Raw genomic sequence first — 19,914 nt, forward strand, 5'->3', positions numbered from 1 at the left:
GAAACGGTCGTGCTGCGGCTTTGGCTCATCCGCTGCAAGATTGCGACGGCACACCAATTGAAAAGACCGCCGCGTCGATTGACGAGGCGGTCTCTTGGTAATCAGACCAGGCGGCTCTGCTCGGTCGCCGCTTCGATGAAGCTCGCGAAGAGCGGATGCGGGTCGAGTGGCCGGCTCTTCAGTTCCGGATGGTACTGGACACCAATGAACCACGGATGATCCGGATATTCGATCGTCTCGGGCAAGACGCCGTCCGGCGACATTCCGGAGAAGACGAGACCGCAGTCTTCCAAACGATCCTTGTAATCGATGTTGACTTCGTAGCGGTGGCGATGGCGCTCCGAAATGTCGGTTGCGCCGTAGATCTCGGAGATCTTGGTGTCCTTTTTCAGCGCAGCCTTGTAGGCGCCAAGGCGCATCGTGCCGCCGAGATCGCCCGATGCCGTGCGCTTCTGCAGCTCATTGCCCTTCACCCACTCGGTCATCAAACCGACGACCGGTTCTTTCGTCGGACCAAACTCGGTCGACGAGGCGCTTTCCACGCCGGCGAGGTTACGGGCTGCCTCGATGACGGCCATCTGCATGCCGAAGCAGATACCGAAATACGGCACCTTGCGTTCGCGCGCAAAGCGAGCCGCATGAATCTTGCCTTCCGAGCCACGCTCGCCGAAGCCACCGGGAACCAGGATCCCGTGGACCTTTTCGAGGTAAGGCGCCGGATCTTCCTTTTCGAAGATCTCGGATTCGATCCATTCAAGCTTCACCTTGACGCGATTGGCAATGCCGCCGTGATGCAACGCTTCGATCAGCGACTTATAGGCATCCTTGAGGCCGGTATACTTGCCTACGATCGCGATCGTGACTTCGCCCTCCGGCGTGCGGATACGGTTGCAGACCTCTTCCCACTGGTCGAGGCGCGGCTTGGGCGCCGGCTCGATGCCGAAGGCTGCGAGCACTTCGTTGTCGAGGCCTTCCTTGTGGTAAGCGATCGGAACATCGTAGATGTTGGCGACGTCGAGCGCCTGGATGACGGCGGACGGGCGGACATTGCAGAAGAGCGAGAGCTTCCGGCGCTCCGCTTCCGGAATCTCGCGGTCTGCGCGCACCAACAGGATGTCGGGATGAATGCCAAGCGCTTGCAGTTCCTTGACGGAATGCTGCGTCGGCTTGGTCTTCAACTCGCCAGCGGCCGGGATATAGGGCATCAGCGTCAGGTGGACGTAGATGGCAGTGCCACGCGGCAGATCGTTGCCGAGCTGGCGGATCGCTTCCATGAACGGCATGGCCTCGATGTCGCCGACCGTGCCGCCGATCTCGCAGATGACGAAGTCGTAGTCGTCATTGCCTTCGGTGACGAAGTCCTTGATCTCGTTCGTAACGTGCGGAATGACCTGCACCGTCGCGCCGAGGTAATCGCCGCGGCGTTCCTTGTCGATGATGTTCTTGTAGATGCGCCCGGTGGTGATGTTGTCGGTCTTGGTCGCCGAGCGCCCGGTGAAGCGTTCGTAATGCCCGAGATCGAGGTCGGTTTCGGCACCGTCGTCGGTGACGAAGACTTCGCCGTGCTGGGTCGGGCTCATGGTGCCCGGGTCCACGTTCAGATAGGGGTCGAGTTTGCGAAGCCGCACCCTATAACCGCGGGCCTGCAGCAACGCTCCGAGAGCCGCGGCCGCAATTCCTTTACCGAGAGAGGAAACCACGCCGCCAGTGATGAATACGTATCGCGCCATGGGAGTCACCGGATACCTTTTCAAAAACGATTCCACCAGCCCAAAAATTCATTTCCTGAATTTTTGGCGCCAGCGCGAAATCTGAACAAAAGAAAACCGGCAGACCCGAGGGCCTGCCGGCGGTTATGCTGTATGCCGCTTATTGTCCGCTTGGGACGGTCGCGGGTGCCGGAGCGGCAGGCGTGGTTGCCTGCGGAGCAGCCGGAGCAGTTTGAGTGGACGGGGCAGTCTCGGCAGGTGCCGATGCAGCCGGAGCCGCGGGCGTGGTCGCCGCCGGAGCCGGAGCGGCCTCACCGCCGGTCGGAACGCCGTTATTGCTCTGCGGGGCCGCCGGAGCGGCGTTGCCATTCTGGCCGCCGAGCGAATCGAGGATACCCTTACCCTGGCCGCTCGTCGCCGGAATACGGTTCAGAATATCCGTCGGACGGCTCTCATAGCGGTTGAGGACACCGAGACCGAGCGACGTGATGAAGAACAGAGTCGCCAGGATCGCGGTCGTGCGCGTCAGCGCATTGGCCGTGCCGCGGGCAGACATAAAGCCCGAACCGCCGCCGATGCCCAGGCCGCCGCCTTCAGAGCGCTGAATGAGCACGACGCCGACAAGCGCCAGCACGATCATGAGGTGGATGACAATCAAAACGGTCTGCATGGGTCCAGTCCTGCCCACACGCACGGCGGGCATAAAGTAAAATTCTGGCGCTCTTTACATGAGGTAATCCGCTATTCCAAGCCCTTCGGCTCGGAATATACACGGCTCTAAGCAAGCAGCGCTTCGTATGCGCCGTAGATGGCGAGGAAATCTGTTGCTTTCAAGCTGGCGCCGCCGATCAATGCGCCATCGACATTCGCCACGCCCATCAACTCCCTCGCATTGTTGGGCTTGACCGAGCCACCATAGAGAATGCGGATCTTCTTGCCGATATCGCCAAAGCGGGCAACGAGCTCGGAACGCATGAAGGCGTGCGCCTTCTCGACGTCTTCCACCGTCGGCGTGACGCCGGTTCCGATCGCCCAGACGGGCTCGTAGGCGATGACGGTATTCTCGGGCGTAGCGCTCTCCGGCACCGAGGCCGAAAGCTGACGCTTGAGGATGTCGAGAGTCTGGCCGGCCTTGCGCTCGTCAGCTGTTTCACCGATGCAGACGATCGCCGTCAGTTCCGCGGCGAAGGCAGCCTCTGCTTTGGCGCGAACGAGATGGTCGGTCTCGGCATGGTCGGTGCGACGTTCAGAATGGCCGACGATGACATAAGTGCCGAAGCAATCGGCAATCATTTCAGCCGAGATGTCACCGGTGTGGGCACCCGACGCATTCTGGTGGCAATCCTGCGCACCGATTGCCAGCGGGCTATCGGTGCAGAGCGCCGTGGCCACGTAGAGCAGCGTTGCCGGAGGGCAGATCAGCGCTTCCACCTTTGCGGAAAGCGGTCTCTGAACACCCTCAGCGATCGCCTTGATCTGGTCGAGGGAGGCACGCGTGCCGTTCATTTTCCAGTTTCCCGCAACGAGCGGGCGCACGTCAGGTGTCATGCCAGCCTTCCAATCTTCCACGTATCGAGCGGCCATAGCAAAAGCGGGAGTCAATGAAAAGGTTTCGTGCCCTTACCTAAAGGAAATAACGGCCTTTTGTCGCGCAAATGCTTAAAATTTGCGATCGATGTTGCTGAAGATCACAGGCCGGAGCGTCATGAATGGCATGCGCGCTGCCCCTTCGGGACGATTGTCAGGAGCCCAAGATCCAGTTCAACGTACGGCGCCAATCGATCATCCGGATCGGAGTTCCGTGGTTCCCTGTTTGGTAGAGCGTGAAATGCGTAGGATAATCGGTCTTCAGCAGCTTTTCGAAGAGCGCCTGCTGGTCGGTTGCCGCGTAGACCGGATCGCGGCTGCCGTGCGCGAACCAGAGCGGCAGCTTGGCCTTGAAGGACGGGCTCTTGGCAAAGTCTGGATCGGTAACGCCACTCAGGATCACCATCCCCTTCAGGCGCTTGACGCTGTCCACGTCGCGGCTCACGCCCCAGCAGACTTGGCTGCCCATCGACGCACATGCCAGGATGACTGGCTTGCCGCTCGACTGTTCGGAAGCGTAGCGGATCAGGCCGGCAATTGCTGCGACGCCAGCGCTGTCGAAGCTCTTGACCGACGGCGAGTAGTAGACTCCGCCGTTGCCGGCGACCAGATTTTTCAGGCGATTGAAGTTTCCACCGAAGCTGTAGTCATTCGCGCCGAGGCGCCGGTCGCCATTACGTCCGTGAATGAAGATGACCGTAAACGCCGCTGCGGAGCTTGGTCCCACCCTAGTGACATCGAGCTTTTGATCGCCGAGCTGTAAGGTCTCGTCCGACTGCTGCTTTCTGATCCCGAGGGAAACATATTTTTGTTGGGCGCGCTTCTCTGGTATCTGATCACGACCGTTGATGTCGCGCATTTCGTCGTATTCGATGACGTCAAGCGAGCCACCATCGCTGGTCTCCAGCACATTTTGTGTGGAAAAGAGATCGTCCTTGTACGGCGGCAGTCGCTCAGCGGCTTGACCGGTCGCCGTGGTCATCAGGAAAAAGGCCGCAATTGCAGCGATAATGGTGCAATGACTTGTGGACATTCGCATGCCTATGGTTCCCTGAGCCTTCTGGCCGCTTGCCATTCCACGCCCACCAACGCAAACCATTTCCTGAGAAAGTGTCCGCCGGATTGGGCGGCGTCGCGTAAGAAGGCGCTTTCTGGCAGAATCTGCCTGATTCGCAAACGTGACATCAAATGCGGTGATTTTGGGTCAGGCTCGGCGTAGGCCGCCTGCCCTGACAGGATGAAGATCTGAACGGCCCCATGGACGATAGCAACGACCTCTTTTCCGGATTGCCCCTGACACCGAAACAGGAGGAGGCTCCAAAGCCTGCCGAGCCGCAAAGGGCCGCGCCCGTCGAGACGGCGGCTCCCGCCTCGCGTCCGGCGCCCGTGAGCTCGACATCTGAAGACTACGGCGCGTCCTCGATCCGCGTTCTCGAAGGTCTCGAGCCCGTTCGGATGCGCCCCGGCATGTACATCGGTGGCACCGACGAGAAAGCGCTGCACCATCTCTTCGCCGAAGTCATCGACAACTCGATGGACGAGGCGGTCGCCGGCCATGCCAACTTCATCGAGGTCTATCTTGACCGCGAAGGCTACCTGACAGTCAGCGACAATGGCCGCGGTATCCCGGTCGAGAACCATCCGCAGGTTCCCGGGAAGTCCACCCTTGAAGTCATCATGACGAAGCTGCATGCCGGCGGAAAATTCGACGGCAAGGCGTACGAGACATCAGGCGGTCTGCACGGCGTCGGTGTTTCCGTCGTCAATGCCCTCTCCGATTTCATGGAGGTCGAAGTCGCGCGCAATCGCAAGCTTTATCGCCAGCGCTTCTCGCGCGGCCTGCCGCAAGGCGGCTTGGAAGAGCTGGGTGATGTCCACAATCGGCGCGGCACGCGCGTCCGTTTTCACCCGGACGCTCAGATTTTTGGCGAGCATGCGAAGTTTGATGCGGGGCGCGTGTTCCGTATGGCGCGCTCCAAGGCCTACCTTTTTGGCGGCGTGGAAATCCGCTGGAGTTGCGAAGAAGGTGTGCTTCCGCAGGGTTCGGAGATACCGGATAAAGCGGTCTTCCACTTCCCCGGCGGCCTGAAGGATTACCTCCAGGCGACGATGGGCAAGGAATTCACCGTCACCCGCGAGATATTCGCAGGCAAGACGGAGAAGACCAGCGGCCACGGCTCCCTGGAGTGGGCAATCACCTGGTACGGTGGCGATCCGCAGGTCCACTCCTACTGCAATACCATCCCAACGCCCGAAGGCGGAACGCACGAGGCGGGTCTGCGCATTGCGTTGACCAAGGGCCTGAAGAACTACGCCGAACTGACGCAGAACAAACGCGCGGCTCAGATCACCACCGATGACGTGATGATCTCCGCGGTTGGGATGCTGTCGGTCTTCATACGCGAGCCCGAATTTGTCGGCCAGACGAAGGACAAGCTTGCGACCGTCGAAGCGCAGCGCATCGTTGAAAACGCACTTCGCGACCCGTTCGACCACTACCTTGCCGACAATCCGAACGAAGCAGCCAAGCTGCTCGACTGGGTCATAGAGCGCGCGGAAGAACGCTTGCGCCGTCGCAAGGAAAAGGAAGTCAACCGCAAGACGGCCGTGCGCAAGCTGCGCCTGCCGGGCAAGCTCGCCGATTGCGCGCAGAACACCGCCCAGGGCGCGGAGCTCTTCATCGTCGAAGGTGACTCGGCAGGTGGCTCGGCCAAGCAGGCGCGAAACCGTGCCAACCAGGCCATCCTCCCCCTACGCGGCAAGATCCTCAACGTCGCCAGTGCCGGTCGCGAAAAGCTTGGCGCCAACCAGCAGCTCGCCGATCTCGTGCAGGCGCTCGGTTGCGGAACGCGTTCGAAGTATCGAGAAGAAGACCTTCGCTACGAACGCATCATCGTCATGACCGATGCCGACGTCGACGGTGCTCACATTGCTTCGCTGCTGATCACTTTTTTCTATCAGGAGATGCCGGAGCTGGTCCGTGGCGGCCACCTTTTCCTTGCTGTGCCACCGCTCTACAAGATCACCCAGGGTGCGAAGTCGGCTTATGCCCGCGACGACGCGCATCGGGCCGAGCTGATGGAGACCGAGTTCAAGGGCAAAGCGAAAGTTGAAATCAGCCGCTTCAAAGGTCTCGGCGAAATGCTGCCGGCGCAGCTCAAGGAAACCACCATGGACCCAAGCAATCGCACGCTGTTGCGTGTGGTGATTGACGAGGTGGATTTCGAAGGTACGCGTACGGCCGTCGACGACCTGATGGGAACGAAGCCGGAAGCTCGCTTCCGCTTTATTCAGGATCGTGCTGCCTTTGCTGAAAACCTCGACATCTGAAATAGCTAGTCGAGGCGCACCGTAATTTCCGTCTTCACCGAGTTGGCGAGGAAGCACAGCTCATGTGCCTCGTGGTGCAGTTTGTGTTCGATTTCGCGGCCTGGAATGTCACCGGCGTAGGTAACATGTGGCCGAAGCTCGACGCGGCTGACCATGGTCCGGCCCTGCACAGTCTCCATGAGGCCAGTTGCGGCGTCGACATAGCTGTCAATCATGATGCCCATCCTTGAGGCAAGCCAGAGATAGAAGAGCATGTGGCAGCTCGACAGCGCTGCAATGTAAGCCTCCTCCGGATCCACATTTTCGGCAAGTGCATAGGGCAATGGTACGTTGTGCGGTGACGCGGAGGCGGCGACGATCGCGCCACCGTCGAAGCTCCAGGTATGTCCGCGGCTATAGCGCCCGTCGGTAAAGCTTGCCGCGCCCCGCTCCCACGCGACCTCTGCGGAAAACGTCGTCATCTGTCATTCTCCTTCGCGCGTCAGGCGCGCTGTTGTCAGCTGTAAATGGTCGGACAGTGCCTGCAGCGCCGTAGACTCGTCGCGGCGTGCGCAGGCTTCAATGATGGCGCAATGCTCCGCGTGGAGGATGACACGTTCATCTGAGCCCTTCGGCTGCTTCAGATAGGCGCGACGCGATTCGCGTCGCAGCTCGTCGATCATCGAAAGAAGACGGGCATTGCCGCATGGGCCATAGAGCGTTCGATGAAACGCGACATCCAGCTCTTCCAATGTGGCCGGATCTTCCTCTTCGATCAGGTCTTCATTGAGGCGGCGAGCCTTGCGCATGTCGCGATCGCCGAACATTGGTAGCGCTGCGCGGAGCGCCATGGTTTCCAAGGCTGCGCGGATCTCGGCGAGTTCACGGGCTTGCTCGTCCGTCAAACCGACAACCGCCAGGCTCCGGTCCGGCCGCCGGTCGAGCAGGCCCGACGCGAGCAGCCGATCAAGCGCCTGGCGCACCGGCTGACGGCTTACACCAAATCGTTCTGCGAGAAGCTCTTGTTTCAAGACTGTTCCTGGCGGCAGGCTGCCGCCTTCAATTTCGCGCCGGAGTGCCGTTGCAATCATGTTTGTATCCATGGATCCAAAATAGCTGCCTGAGTGAGTTTTGACAACGCGTTGCAGGATTTCTGTCATATTGATTGCGGAGAATAGGGCTAACGAGCGTAGTATAGATCGCCGGGGATCTGGGTGCGCCAGTCGATGGCATAAATCCGTCATTGTGCTTGCGTCCGACGGATGCATAGCCCATATCCATAGTCAAAATAGGGGGAAAAGAACGAGTGAGCCTTCCGAACAACAATATCCAGCGAGAGTCGCGATGGCTCGGCCCTTCGGCCCCTGCCCGCACGCCGCTCATTCCCTCAATCTCTGCGGCGCGCTGGCTGCTGATCCTTGTTGTTGCGGCCGGTGTCTATTTCTTCTACGGCTTTGCCGTCCCCGTGCTTGCTGCCCTTGTGATCGGCTTTGCAAGTTGGCCGCTTTATCGCCGGCTCCTGGCGCGCGTCGACGAAAACACGACGATCGCTGCTACCATCGCCATTGTGCTGATCGTCACGTTCCTGGTCCTACCGATCGTTTTCGCTGTCACCTACACGACAGGCGAGGTGCGAGAATGGGTGGCATGGGCCGTCCATGCAAACAGGTCGGGTGCGCCGACGCCGCAATGGATCATTTCGCTCCCGTTTGCCGGCCCCTATCTCGATGAATTGTGGACCAAATATATCGGCAGCCCCGGCTCCATGGGTGAGGTGATCCAGGCTGTCAGCGGCGCCAATATCGGTAACATCTATCGGGCGGTCCTGGCCGCAGGCGGCGGCGCCTTCCATCTGCTGCTGACGCTGCTGTTCATGTTGATTGCACTGTTCTTCGTCTACCGCGATGGCTCCGCCTTCTCGCAGCAGATCGATATGCTTGGCGAGCGCATTCTCCCAAACCGTTGGGAGCGGATTTCGCGAGTGGTCCCGGCAACCATCAGTTCGACCGTCATGGGCATGACACTGATCGCGATCGGTGAAGGCATCGTGCTCGGCGTCGCCTATTGGATCGCCGGTGTCCCCTCGCCGGTCACGCTCGGCGTCCTGACCGGCATTATGGCCCTGATACCTGGCGGTGCGCCGCTGTCTTTTTCCTTGGTGTCCGTCTATCTGCTCGCCAGTGGCTCCCACGTCGCCGGTATCGGCCTTTTTGTTTGGGGAACGGTCGAGCTGTTCATTGTCGACAAAACTCTTCGTCCGAAACTCGTTGGCGGTCCGATCAAGCTGCCATTCCTGCCGACTTTCTTCGGCCTTGTCGGCGGCGTGAAGACTATGGGCTTTCTCGGTCTCTTCATCGGGCCAGTGCTGATGGCCCTCATCGTCGCGATCTGGCGCGAATGGATGCATGAGGTCCGCAATGCTGAAACCGGCCCGCACGTCATGATCGACGAACAGGCGCCACCAGCATCTCGCGCGGCCGAATGATCAGGTCAGCTGCTTTTCCATGAACAGGCTGAGCGGATCCGGCTGGTAGCTGCCGAACGCTTCGATTTCGAGATAGCCGTACTTGCGGTAGAGAGCGATCGCTTCCGGCTGGTAGATTCCGGTTTCAAGCCGAACCGCCCGGAGCTTCCTTTCAGTGGCGGTCGCTTCGAGTGTGTCCATCAGCTTGCTCGCCGCTTTCAAGCCACGCGCATCCGGGTCGACGAACATGCGCTTGATCTCCGCGGTTCCATCGCCGGCTTCCACCAGAGCACAGCAGCCGACGACCGTGCCATTGTGGCGGGCGACGAAGAAGCTGACTGCCGGCTTTTCCAGCGTCGAGACGTCGACGAGGTGGTTGCTCTCCGGTGGATACAGTGACTGCGCATAGGCGTCGGACATATCGAGAAGGCGGAGCACCCCTTCTTGGCGCGGCGGTTCCAAAGCAATCGTAATGGACACGGGATGCTCCTGTCTTGGTGCGCCTGCATGACGAAAAGTTAATGCTGGCTCGCCTTCATTCCGTTGGAATTTCAGCTTCTAAGAGGCGACATTTCAATACTCAAAAGGCGATACTATGCAAACGATTTTGGTGGCAATGACCATCTTGGGGTGTAACGACGCGGTCACACAATGCAACTACATCGCCACGGTCCAGAAACAGTGGCAAACCGTTGCGCTCTGCGACGCAGCCTCGGAAAAGCAGCTGAAGCACTATGCGAATGTCAGCTATCCGACGGTCATTGCCGTCTGCGAGCCGCCGAAGCCGGTTGCGACGCCGGAAGCGCCGAAGGCTGTCGCCGAAAACACTCCAGCGCCGTCCATTCCAGCCGAAACGCAGGGTCGGCTGTCGGCCTTCGCCGATCGGGTGGCGGGTCAGGTGCGTGCGCATCTGCCGTCCGGCAGTGACATGAAAACGGTGCTGGATTCACCCGTACACTTCGTCTCAGGCAGCTATTCCTGGGTCGCGAAGCGGCTGCACTACTAGGCTGCCGCGAGCGACGCCACATGGGCGTAAGCGCGCGCGTGCTGTCGCTGCTCCGCAATGTGTAGCCTTTCAATCATCTCGAGGAGTTCCCGCTGGGCTCCATGCGTTGCATGCCTGCGGAACTTCTCAAGCAGCTTGCCGCAGACGTCGCCGAGCATGGTTGCTGAAAGGTTTTTCGATGCATCCCGCCACAGTAGCGTTGCTTCGACGAAGAGCGCGCTGATCTCGCGGGAAAGGCCTGCCGTCTCGTAAAGGGCGCGCACAGCGTGCATGCGTCCGGTCGCGAGGATGGAGCGAACGCGTCGCTCCTCACAACCGGTCAGGTTGACGATGGCGCTTGCGAAGAACTCGACTTTTCCCGAGCAGAGGGCGTGCATCAGGAAGGACGGCGTCAGGTGGCCACTGGCTCGCAAATGTTCGACAAGATCTGAAATCTCGCGCGACGTAATCTCGCCTGCGATCGACACGATGGCGGCTTCGTTGGCTTCCCGGCTGATCCGATGCAGTCGGCTCGGATCGATCATCGCTTGTGCCAAAGGCAGATTGCAGAGTGCGACACTGACATGCTGCGTCAACAGCTGACGCGCGTCCACAGGCAGGTCCTCACGATCAAGGAGCAGGTTGCGGATTTCGCAGTGGTGGCCGAGCCGCTCGGCAATTCTCTTCAGCGAGTAAGGTGCAATGACCGCCCCGTCGTTTTCGAGCAGGCAGAGGACAGTCTCTTCCTCACCGATTTCGGCAAGCGCGGCAGAAACCGGCCGTGAGATCGTGCCGCGCGCCGCGATCAGCATTCGCGTGACGTCGCTGCCGCTGGCGGCGAGATCCACCAACTCCGCATCCAACAGCAAGGGGGAACATGTGACGGCATGGCAGGCGATTTCCGGCTGGTCCGCTGCCAGCGAGAGAATAACAGCTCGCGGTGCGTCCGGCGACCAGGCGATTGCCTCGGCTAGCGCCAGCCTTACCTTGGGGGATGGGTCATCGAGCAGGAACGTCATAGCCATCTCGGCGGCGGCGCGTTCTGCTGCAGCCATCTCGGACTGCAGGTAGGCTCTGCCGAGGACATTGGCCGCACGCGCCCTGTCTCCGGCCTTGGCGGTTTCCGCCCAACGAAGAAATGCTTCTACGATCACCCGTGGTGCCCCATGCCCGAATGCGATTCTCTCGCACCCCAATCAATGGAACTACGGTACCTCCGAAAAGTTTATGATTGGTTCACCATGTTCGTTAAGCCTCAGAGCTTCGGCCGGAACATTTCGAACACATCACTGCCTTCGCTGTAGTCCATGTAACCCAAGCGTGCCACCGGCCGGGCGATCGCCATATCGAGGCGGCCATCACGAATGATCGTTTCGTCGATGCGGATGCCAACAACCTGGCCGAAGACCATAATGTTCTCGGAGTCCTCACCAGTCAGTGACTTCGGCACGAGGGTTTCCGTTACCTTGCATTCGAGCACGGCAAAGGCTTCGGCGACGTAGGGTGCGTCTACAAGCTCACCCCTTTTCGCCGTCAGACCCGCAAGCGCAAACTCATCGACGCCGTAGTCGACGGTCGCCGACGAAACGTTCATCTTCTCCACCAGGTTTCGGCTCACGAAGTTGCAGGTGAACTCGCCGGTTTCGATCGCATTCCTTTGGCTGTGCTTGAGACCGGCGGAGGAGAACATCACGAGCTTCGGGCGGTCGGAAATCGCGTTGAAGAAAGAGTACGGCGCGAGATTGATCGAACCGTCACTTCCCTTACTGCCGATCCAGCCGATTGGACGCGGGGCGACAATCGCCTTGAAGGGATCATGCGCCAGACCATGCCGGTTCGCATCGGTGGTATAGAACATCAGTCCTCTCCACCGACCCAGGTCACCGTCTCGGTCAATTCAGGACGCGGGCGCTCGATGGCAGGAAACGTCGTCGACCCCATGTGAATGAAACCAGCGATCTTTTCGCCCGGCTTGACGCCGAACAGTTCGTAAGCACGTTCGTCGTACGCGAACCATTCGGTCAGCCAGTTGGCGACCCAGCCGTGGGCGTTGGCAGCAAAGATGATGTTGAGGCAGACCGCGCCCGCAGACATCAACTGCTCCCACTCGGGAATCTTGATGTGCGGGCCGGACTTGCTGACGACGGCAACGACAACAGGAGCGCGGGTAAAACGGGTGCGCTCCACTTGGATCATTTCGTCGGAAAGGTCCGGCTTAGCCTCAAGTGCCAGCTTCAGAAGCTCCTCGCCAATCCGGGCACGTTCTTCGCCGCGATAGACGATGAAGCGCCAGGGCGCGAGTTTGCCGTGATCCGGTACACGGGAGGCCAGGCGCAAAATCTCTTCGATCTCGGCCTTGTCAGGCCCCGGCTCGCACATCTGAAACGCGGGGATAGAACGGCGGACACCGAGATAGTCGATCAGCTTGATATCGGATTTCATGCGGGAGAGACTTCCATTTTCATGACAGCATTTGGGATGGGTCTTGAATTTGCCATCGCGTTGGTCTTGAAGTGGCCTCTGTGATTTCAGATGTCAATTGGTTCGCACGACAGATGGTTGGCATTTCGCCGTATGCACGCATAAGCCTAACTTTGGTTTTGACCGCCCTACTACCTTTAAGCGGCCAGGCCCAGGACGCCTTCCAGACCTTCAAGCAGTTGGATACGACTGCGAAGATGCCGAAGCTGAATGCCTTCATCGCGCCGGGTGCGGTGCCGCAGGGCTCGAAGCTGCATGAGGTTGCCCTTGAGGCAAAGCTGACGGCCAACGGTGAAGCGGTGCAGGATGGACTAGCCTGGTATGTGTTTAGCCCGATGGCCGGCTCGGATGGCAAGCTTCCGCTGATCGCATCCTCGCAGGGCGGCTCTGCGGATTTCCAGCTCGCGCCTGGCGACTATTTCGTCAACGTTTCCTTCGGCCGTGCCGGCGTCACCCGCAAGCTGACGGTCCCCGAAGACGGTCAGGTCGACAAGCAGACGCTGGTGCTGGAAGCCGGTGGATTGCTACTGAACGCGGTGTCGGGCTCAGACGTGCGCATTCGACCAGATCAGCTCAGTTTCTCGATCTACTCCGCCGAGGTGCGTGAGGACGGGGAGCGCGGTCTTGTCATGGCTGACGTGCCGCCAAACACCGTGGTTCGCCTGAATGCCGGGACCTACCACATCGTCTCTGAATACGGCGACACCAATGCATCGATCCGCGCCGACATACAGGTTGAGGCCGGCAAGCTCACGGAAGCGACGATCCAGCATAAAGCCGCGCAGATCACCTTCAAGCTCGTGTCCGACGCCGGTGGCGAAGCGATTGCCGATACCGCCTGGTCGATCCTGACAGCCGCTGGCGACAGTGTCGGCGAGAGCGTCAGCGCCTTCCCGACCATGGTGCTTGCCGAAGGCGAATATTCCGCCGTCGCTCGAAACAAGGACAAGATCTATCAGCGCGATTTCAAGGTCGAAGCCGGCAAGAACACCGACGTCGAAGTTCTGATGAAGGATGTGCAACCCGAAGAGCCGACCGAAGCGGCAAAGACGGTGCAGGTTCAGCCCGATCAACAGCCGCCAGCGGGTGACGCGTCGCCGAGGACGCAAGCGCCGCTGCCCTCCTACGATCAATTGCAGGGAGGCGCCGGCACCGGCGACGACGTGGAGTAATCGGCTTTCGGAATATCTCGGACAAAGAAAAACCGCCCGGTCCTGCTAGGGACCGGGCGGTTTTTGTATTGGAGCCGGAGGCAGCTCAGGCTGCCTTGGCTTTCTTGGCTTCCGCCTTGCGACGAACGTCCGGTGGCGTGGCCTCGAGCCCGAGGCTTGCGATGGCCTCGTCAAGCGACATCGAGGTCTGCTCCTGGCTGCCGAGACGGCGGATGTTGACCGTGCGCTCTTCCGCTTCCTTCTTGCCGCAGACGACAATGACGGGGACTTTCGTTACGGAATGTTCGCGGATCTTGTAGTTGATCTTCTCGTTACGGAAGTCAGTCTCGACCGTCAGGCCAGCGTCGCGCAGCGCTGCCGCAACTTCGGCGCCATAGCCATCTGCCTCGGACGTGATCGTGGCGACCACGACCTGCTGCGGCGATACCCACAGCGGCAGGTGTCCTGCGAAGTTCTCGATCAGGATGCCGAGGAAGCGTTCCATCGAGCCGCATATGGCGCGGTGGATCATCACCGGCTGTGTCTTTTCCGAGTTGCTGTCGATGTAGAACGCACCAAAGCGTTCCGGCAGATTGAAGTCGACCTGCGTCGTGCCGCACTGCCATTCACGGCCGATCGCGTCCTTCAGCGTATATTCGAACTTCGGACCGTAGAACGCACCCTCGCCCGGCAGAATACCGGTCTTGATGTTGTTCGACTGCTGCTGGATCGTTTCCAGCACTTCGGTCATCACGCTTTCGGCGCGATCCCAGAGGTCATCCGAACCAACACGCTTTTCCGGGCGCGTCGAAAGCTTGATGGTGATCTCGTCGAAGCCGAAGTCCTTGTAGACCGAGAGGATCAAATCGTTGATCTTCAGGCATTCGGCGGCCATCTGCTCGTCGGTGCAGAAGATGTGCGCATCGTCCTGCGTGAAGCCACGCACGCGCATCAACCCGTGCAACGCGCCCGACGGCTCGTAGCGATGCACCGTACCGAATTCCGCAAGGCGGATTGGCAATTCACGATAAGACTTCAAGCCGTGCTTGAATATCTGCACGTGGCCGGGGCAGTTCATTGGCTTCAGCGCGAAGACGCGGTCGTCATCCGTATCGTCGCCGGCAACCGTGACCTTGAACATGTTGTCGCGGTACCAGCCCCAGTGACCGGAGGTTTCCCAGAGCGACTTGTCGAGCACCTGCGGTGCATTGACCTCCTGGTAGTCTTCGGCGAGACGGCGGCGCATATAAGCAACCAGCGTCTGGAACATGCGCCAGCCCTTGCCGTGCCAGAAGACGACGCCGGGACCTTCTTCCTGGAAATGGAAGAGATCCATCTCGCGGCCGAGGCGGCGATGATCGCGCTTCTCGGCTTCGGCGAGCACGTGCAGGTAGTTGTCGAGGTCGGTCTGCTCGGCGAATGCCGTGCCGTAGATGCGGGTCAGCATCGGATTGTTGCTGTCGCCACGCCAATAGGCGCCGGCCACCTTCATCAGCTTGAACGCCGTGCCGATCTGGCCGGTTGACGCCATATGCGGCCCACGGCAGAGGTCGAACCAGTCGCCTTGATAGTAGATCTTCAGATCCTGGCCTGTGGGAATCGCGTCGACGAGTTCGACCTTGTAGCTTTCGCCCTTGGCGGCGAACACTTCCTTGGCCTTCTCGCGCGACCAGACTTCCTTGGTGAACTGCGCGTTGCGAGCGATGATTTCCTTCATCTTCTTTTCGATCTTTGGCAGATCGTCTGGTGTGAAGGGCTCGTTCTTGGCAAAGTCGTAGTAGAAGCCGTTTTCGATAACCGGGCCGATCGTGACCTGCGTTCCGGGCCAGAGTTCCTGCACCGCTTCCGCCATCACGTGGGCTGCGTCATGCCGGATCAACTCGAGCGCGCGGCCATCGGTGCGGGTAATGATTTCAATAGTGCCTGCTGTCACCGGATCGGAAAGGTCGCGAACCTGACCGTCGATGGCGATTGCTACCGCCTTCTTGGCAAGCGACTTGGAAATGGATTCTGCGACATCCTTGCCGGTTGCGCCAGCATCGTAGCTGCGCACGGAACCATCGGGAAATGTCAGGGAAACGGATTGGGACATCTAGAATTCTCCTTGTCCAGTCCCGCCAACGAATGCGGGTGGTTGCAATGAAGCGCTTCGTCCGCACGAATGCGCCGCCGCCTGATATCGAGATTTGCTGCTTGAGTAAAGAAAAAGCCAACTTAACCGATCATTTCGGCAAGGCCGCGAACCGTATTCCAGTTTCGCAACGTGCCGACGCCCATCCGCTTGGTCGTCAGGGCCGAGAGCAACTTCCATTCGCTTGGCTTGCCCGCAAAATCTATCCAGAGGTCGCCTCCGGCGAGTGCCATTCGCTGCTTCGGATCGGCATAAGGCCGAAGCGCTTGCACGGTTGCGGGACCAAGTGGTTTGCGCATCACACGCACGATGACTTGGCTGCCCTCACCGTCCGGAAATGGATTGGAGCCTGCAAGCTTCAACCAGTCGGCGCCTTTGCGCACGATGATATCGACTGGTTTGCCGAACCTCGTCTTAAACGCGGCCTCCAGTTTTGCCTCAATGTCCGGGAGCGGAGAAGTGTCTGTTTCGAAAACGATATTGCCGGTCGAAACCAGCGTTCTCGGATCTTGGTAACCGATGTCCCTGGCCATGTCGCGAAGGTCGGACATCACCACGCGGCGACCTGGCGCAAGCACGATGCTGTGCAGCAGCGCAACGTAGATCATGCTTTCCAGAACTCCGCATTGCTCTCGGGCGGCGCCGCACCGGTATGCTTGCACAACGCATCAGCGATTCGGACGTGACGGCAAACTCCCTGAAATGCGCCCTGTGTCATCCCTCAGCCTGTCTTGCGCCCAAGCGCGAGGTAGCGCCAGGGTGTCCACCAGTGTAAGCGCACGTCGAGCTGGTCGGGAACCGGGTCGAGCCCGCTCGTGCCGCCCGGCCCACAACGCGCGACGCGAAACAGCGTCATCCACCCGCCGCTCCACAGCCCATGGCGCGCGACCACCTCATAACCGTATTCAGAGCAGGTCGGGATGTGGCGACATGAATTGCCGATGAAACCGGAGAGCGTCAGCTGATAGAGGCGGATGAAGCCCATCCCGAGCAACCTGCCCGGCGTCTTGCGAAACGGCCCGGAATAATTACGGGAATAGGAGCCTGCTGACCGACGGGATGCGGCTGCACCGCCCTCGTCTTCGTCGTCATCATGGTTTATCGAACAGAACTCGCACATCGACTATGCCGCTCAGGCCTCGATTGTTTCGGCGCGCTTGGCCTCAATCTGGCCGATGGCATCGACGACGGCTTCGAACGTGAGCATCGTGGAGGCATGTCTGGCCTTGTAATCCTTCACTGGGCGGAGATAGCGCATGTCCTCGAACCGGCCTTCCGGCCCCTCGCCGTCCGCCTTGAGCATGGCCAGCATGTCCTCGCGCGCCTTGCGTACTTCACCCGCATTGGCGCCAACTACATGGCGCGCCATGATCGAAGAGGATGCCTGCCCAAGCGCGCAGGCTTTGACGTCATGCGCAAATCCGGTCACCGTGTCGCCATCCATCTTCAGCCAAATCTTCACCTTGGAGCCGCAAAGCTTGGAGTGAGCCTGGGCGCTGGCGTCGGCATCCGGCAAATCGCCGATCAGTGGAATATTGCCCGCAAATTCGAGGATTTTGCTGTTGTAGATATCGTCCATCGTGGATTCCGCTCCAGAATTCATGCGGATCGGCGCCTTGAAACTCATTGTAGCACAAAAGAAAAACACAGCGTGTCGTGCCGGGAGACTTACATAAAGGTGCCGTTTTCCTATATGTATGTCGTTCGAAGGCCATAAAAATGCAATGGCCTCGGCTAAGTTTGATTGGGAAACCGTGCCGGAAGGGTAGCTATTTGAGCCCTGAAAGCCCCGGAGCCTGCCAAAGGTGCATGAATTCCCTCGAGTGGAATTGCCAGTGGCTAGTCCGAAAGACGGTTCGCTAAAGCGGACCAGGAGACTGTTACATATGGACGCCATCATCAAGAATTTTCCGCAGACCCCCACCGATCTAGAAGCCGATCGGCCCAGCCAGAAGGAAGCCGAGGACGCCGTCCGCACGCTCCTGCGCTGGGCTGGTGACGATCCGTCGCGCGAAGGCCTGCTTGATACTCCGGCTCGCGTGGCAAAGGCCTATCGCGAACTTTTCGCCGGCTACGATATGGACCCCGAAGACGTGCTTGGCCGCACCTTCGAAGAGGTCGCCGGCTACGACGACATGGTCCTGGTCAGGGACATTCCTTTCTTTTCGCACTGCGAACACCACATGGTGCCGATCATCGGAAAGGCGCATGTCGCCTATATGCCCGACGGCAAAGTCCTTGGTCTTTCTAAGATCGCGCGCGTCGTGGAAATCTACGGTCGCCGCCTGCAAACGCAGGAGACCATGACCGCCCAGATCGCGAAGGCCATCGACGACACACTCGCTCCCCGCGGCGTTGCCGTCATGATCGAGGCTGAACATATGTGCATGGCAATGCGCGGTGTGCAAAAGCAGGGCTCGACCACATTGACGACAACATTTACCGGAACGTTCAAAACTGAGCCGGCTGATCAAGCCCGATTCATGTCCATGGTCCGGAGCCGCTGAAGACGGCTTCGAATGAGAAAGCCGCGATGATGCCCTTTGCCTTCAATGCACCGTCCGACGATAAATCCGAACTCGAGGACGCGGGCGACTTCACGCCGCGATTTGACGACCGCGGTCTGATCACTGCGATCGTCACAGATGCTACCGATGGCGAGTTGCTGATGGTGGCGCATATGAATGCACAGGCTCTCGCCCTGACCATCCAGACCGGAAAGGCGCACTACTTCAGCCGGTCGCGTGGCAAGCTCTGGATCAAAGGCGAAACGTCGGGCAACACTCAGATGGTCAAGGAAATCCGGACGGATTGCGATCAGGACGCCATCTGGCTGAAGGTTGAGGTAGCTGGTCACGATGCCACCTGTCATACGGGCCGCCGCTCCTGCTTCTATCGGACCGTGAACCTCGAAGATGGCAAGCCGATGCTTGAAATCGTCGATGACGATCTCCAGTTCGATCCGAATGAAGTTTACGGAAAAGACTCATAAAAGCCGAAAATCGCCTCTTATTGGGCCAAAATCTACGCCTATATACGAATTGGAAAGGGACACGGGACACTAATATAGTTCGTTTTTGATTGTTTGCCGGGAGGGAGGCGAGCCATGCTGAATTGGGGTTTGTACCGCCAAAGCTCTGAGCTGGGCACGTCCAACATCAGTACCCCGACAGCGCCAGACATGAACGCTCCCGCCATTCCCGCGCCTGCCCCCCCCAAAAAAGCGAAACTTGCCCTTGCACTCGGCGGTGGTGCCGCGCGCGGTTGGGCGCATATAGGTGTCCTACGCGCATTGGACGAGGAAGGCATCGAGATCGGCATGGTCGCCGGAACCTCGATCGGCGCCTTGGTCGGGGGCTGTTATCTGGCCGGCAAGCTTGACGAGTTGGAAGGATTCGCCCGTTCGCTGACAATGCGGCGTATTGCCAGTCTGCTTGACCTGACGATCGGCGGCAGCGGCTTGTTCGGTGGCATGCGACTGACGAAGCGCATGCAGGAGCATCTGGAAGGCCTGAACGTCGAAGATCTGGACCGGCCGTTCGTGGCCGTCGCCGCGGAGGTCAACACCGGGCATGAAGTCTGGATCGCCAACGGCTCGTTGATCACCGCGCTTCGCGCTTCCTATGCCCTACCCGGCATTTTCGAGCCAATTCGCAGCAACCAGCGGACGCTCGTCGACGGCGCCTTGGTCAATCCGGTTCCCGTTTCGGTATGCCGTGCCTATGAGCAACCGCTGGTGGTCGCCGTCAACCTGAACTACGATCTCTATGGTCGGTCTGCTGTCGTCCGGCACAACGCCACCCTCTCACCGTCCGAAGTGCACCGGCGCGAGGAGGCACCCTATGCCAAACTCGGCATGACCGGCGTGATGGTGCAGGCTTTTAACATTATCCAGGACAGGATCGCGCGTGCGCGCCTGGCGGGTGATCCGCCGGATCTATCGCTTCAGCCGCGTCTCGGCGATATCGGTTTGTCGGAGTTCCATCGCGCCGGAGAAGCGATCGAGCGCGGCTATGAGGAAGCCAAGCTGCGGCTTCCTGAATTGAAACGAATGCAGGAGATATTCGCCGGCCCTCTCTGAGCGCCGGCGAAGCGTT

21 protein-coding genes are annotated in these 19,914 nt (G+C 59.7%); 7 read left to right on the plus strand and 14 right to left on the minus strand.

All coding sequences use genetic code 11. From position 1 onward, the window contains the following. Positions 1-101: 101 nt before the first annotated feature. The 4 genes from ATY80_RS12740 to ATY80_RS12755 form a co-directional block, all read right to left on the minus strand. The gene (locus ATY80_RS12740; protein ID WP_088692785.1) at positions 102-1,730 is read right to left on the minus strand and encodes a CTP synthase; all 1,629 of its coding nucleotides are present in this window, start codon (positions 1,728-1,730) and stop codon (positions 102-104) included. A 139-nt stretch (positions 1,731-1,869) separates the two neighbouring features. Beyond that, positions 1,870-2,379, minus strand: coding sequence for a preprotein translocase subunit SecG (gene secG / locus ATY80_RS12745; protein ID WP_088692786.1), 510 nt, complete (start codon positions 2,377-2,379; stop codon positions 1,870-1,872). 107 nt (positions 2,380-2,486) lie between these two features. Further along, the gene (tpiA, locus tag ATY80_RS12750) at positions 2,487-3,257 is read right to left on the minus strand and encodes a triose-phosphate isomerase (protein WP_088692787.1); all 771 of its coding nucleotides are present in this window, start codon (positions 3,255-3,257) and stop codon (positions 2,487-2,489) included. A gap of 193 nt (positions 3,258-3,450) precedes the next feature. Next, the gene (locus tag ATY80_RS12755; protein WP_088692823.1) at positions 3,451-4,335 is read right to left on the minus strand and encodes a phospholipase; all 885 of its coding nucleotides are present in this window, start codon (positions 4,333-4,335) and stop codon (positions 3,451-3,453) included. 218 nt (positions 4,336-4,553) lie between these two features. Between ATY80_RS12755 and parE the strand changes: the two genes are divergently transcribed. Next, on the plus strand, positions 4,554-6,626 hold the full coding sequence (gene parE / locus ATY80_RS12760; RefSeq protein ID WP_088692788.1) for a DNA topoisomerase IV subunit B: 2,073 nt from the start codon (positions 4,554-4,556) through the stop codon (positions 6,624-6,626). A 5-nt stretch (positions 6,627-6,631) separates the two neighbouring features. On the opposite strand, the gene ATY80_RS12765 is transcribed toward parE, so the two are convergent. Together ATY80_RS12765 and ATY80_RS12770 are read right to left on the minus strand one after the other, a co-directional pair. Beyond that, positions 6,632-7,087: an OsmC family protein gene (locus ATY80_RS12765; protein WP_088692789.1), complete on the minus strand. Its 456-nt coding sequence runs from the start codon at positions 7,085-7,087 to the stop codon at positions 6,632-6,634. A 3-nt stretch (positions 7,088-7,090) separates the two neighbouring features. After that, on the minus strand, positions 7,091-7,696 hold the full coding sequence (locus ATY80_RS12770) for a GntR family transcriptional regulator (RefSeq protein ID WP_245306837.1): 606 nt from the start codon (positions 7,694-7,696) through the stop codon (positions 7,091-7,093). A gap of 236 nt (positions 7,697-7,932) precedes the next feature. Between ATY80_RS12770 and ATY80_RS12775 the strand changes: the two genes are divergently transcribed. Next, positions 7,933-9,090 carry an AI-2E family transporter gene (locus tag ATY80_RS12775; RefSeq protein ID WP_245306838.1) on the plus strand — a complete coding sequence of 386 codons (1,158 nt, stop codon included), beginning with the start codon at positions 7,933-7,935 and terminating at the stop codon, positions 9,088-9,090. Here the strand turns inward: ATY80_RS12775 and ATY80_RS12780 are convergent, their stop codons facing one another. Next, positions 9,091-9,549 (minus strand): GNAT family N-acetyltransferase, encoded by a 459-nt coding sequence (locus ATY80_RS12780; protein WP_088692792.1) that lies wholly within the window; start codon positions 9,547-9,549, stop codon positions 9,091-9,093. A 115-nt stretch (positions 9,550-9,664) separates the two neighbouring features. On the opposite strand from ATY80_RS12780, the gene ATY80_RS12785 reads away from it, so the two are divergent. Next, positions 9,665-10,075, plus strand: a complete 411-nt coding sequence (locus tag ATY80_RS12785) for a hypothetical protein (RefSeq protein ID WP_088692793.1) — start codon at positions 9,665-9,667, stop codon at positions 10,073-10,075. Here ATY80_RS12785 and ATY80_RS12790 read toward each other — a convergent pair. The 3 genes from ATY80_RS12790 to ATY80_RS12800 all read right to left on the minus strand — a co-directional run bounded on the left by ATY80_RS12790 (position 10,072) and on the right by ATY80_RS12800 (position 12,496). Further along, positions 10,072-11,208 (minus strand): DUF2336 domain-containing protein, encoded by a 1,137-nt coding sequence (locus ATY80_RS12790; protein ID WP_088692794.1) that lies wholly within the window; start codon positions 11,206-11,208, stop codon positions 10,072-10,074. The two genes, ATY80_RS12785 and ATY80_RS12790, sit on opposite strands and share 4 nt — an antisense overlap. Positions 11,209-11,309: 101 nt before the next feature. Further along, on the minus strand, positions 11,310-11,912 hold the full coding sequence (locus ATY80_RS12795) for a flavin reductase family protein (protein ID WP_088692795.1): 603 nt from the start codon (positions 11,910-11,912) through the stop codon (positions 11,310-11,312). Beyond that, on the minus strand, positions 11,912-12,496 hold the full coding sequence (locus ATY80_RS12800) for a nitroreductase (protein WP_088692796.1): 585 nt from the start codon (positions 12,494-12,496) through the stop codon (positions 11,912-11,914). The genes ATY80_RS12795 and ATY80_RS12800 overlap by 1 nt, the downstream gene beginning before the upstream one ends. A gap of 113 nt (positions 12,497-12,609) precedes the next feature. Between ATY80_RS12800 and ATY80_RS12805 the strand changes: the two genes are divergently transcribed. Then, complete coding sequence (locus ATY80_RS12805; protein WP_088692824.1) at positions 12,610-13,707, plus strand: hypothetical protein; 1,098 nt, start codon at positions 12,610-12,612, stop codon at positions 13,705-13,707. Between the two features lie 85 nt (positions 13,708-13,792). On the opposite strand, the gene thrS is transcribed toward ATY80_RS12805, so the two are convergent. The 4 genes from thrS to ATY80_RS12825 form a co-directional block, all read right to left on the minus strand. Continuing rightward, the gene (gene thrS, locus ATY80_RS12810) at positions 13,793-15,778 is read right to left on the minus strand and encodes a threonine--tRNA ligase (protein WP_088692797.1); all 1,986 of its coding nucleotides are present in this window, start codon (positions 15,776-15,778) and stop codon (positions 13,793-13,795) included. A 122-nt stretch (positions 15,779-15,900) separates the two neighbouring features. Further along, positions 15,901-16,425, minus strand: a complete 525-nt coding sequence (locus ATY80_RS12815) for a DUF1697 domain-containing protein (RefSeq protein WP_088692798.1) — start codon at positions 16,423-16,425, stop codon at positions 15,901-15,903. Positions 16,426-16,538: 113 nt separating this feature from the next. After that, positions 16,539-16,937, minus strand: a complete 399-nt coding sequence (gene yidD / locus ATY80_RS12820) for a membrane protein insertion efficiency factor YidD (protein ID WP_088692799.1) — start codon at positions 16,935-16,937, stop codon at positions 16,539-16,541. A gap of 12 nt (positions 16,938-16,949) precedes the next feature. Beyond that, positions 16,950-17,396 carry an iron-sulfur cluster assembly scaffold protein gene (locus ATY80_RS12825; protein ID WP_088692825.1) on the minus strand — a complete coding sequence of 149 codons (447 nt, stop codon included), beginning with the start codon at positions 17,394-17,396 and terminating at the stop codon, positions 16,950-16,952. Positions 17,397-17,703: 307 nt separating this feature from the next. On the opposite strand from ATY80_RS12825, the gene folE reads away from it, so the two are divergent. The 3 genes from folE (at position 17,704) to ATY80_RS12840 (ending at position 19,898) form a co-directional block, all read left to right on the plus strand. Continuing rightward, positions 17,704-18,324: a GTP cyclohydrolase I FolE gene (gene folE, locus ATY80_RS12830; RefSeq protein WP_088692800.1), complete on the plus strand. Its 621-nt coding sequence runs from the start codon at positions 17,704-17,706 to the stop codon at positions 18,322-18,324. Between the two features lie 26 nt (positions 18,325-18,350). Beyond that, positions 18,351-18,809, plus strand: coding sequence for a phosphoribosyl-AMP cyclohydrolase (gene hisI, locus ATY80_RS12835; RefSeq protein WP_088692801.1), 459 nt, complete (start codon positions 18,351-18,353; stop codon positions 18,807-18,809). Positions 18,810-18,923: 114 nt separating this feature from the next. After that, on the plus strand, positions 18,924-19,898 hold the full coding sequence (locus tag ATY80_RS12840; protein WP_088692802.1) for a patatin-like phospholipase family protein: 975 nt from the start codon (positions 18,924-18,926) through the stop codon (positions 19,896-19,898). Positions 19,899-19,914: the final 16 nt, after the last annotated feature.

The sequence above is a fragment of the Rhizobium sp. R711 genome (assembly GCF_002211365.1).
In the GTDB taxonomy this organism is placed as follows: domain Bacteria; phylum Pseudomonadota; class Alphaproteobacteria; order Rhizobiales; family Rhizobiaceae; genus Rhizobium.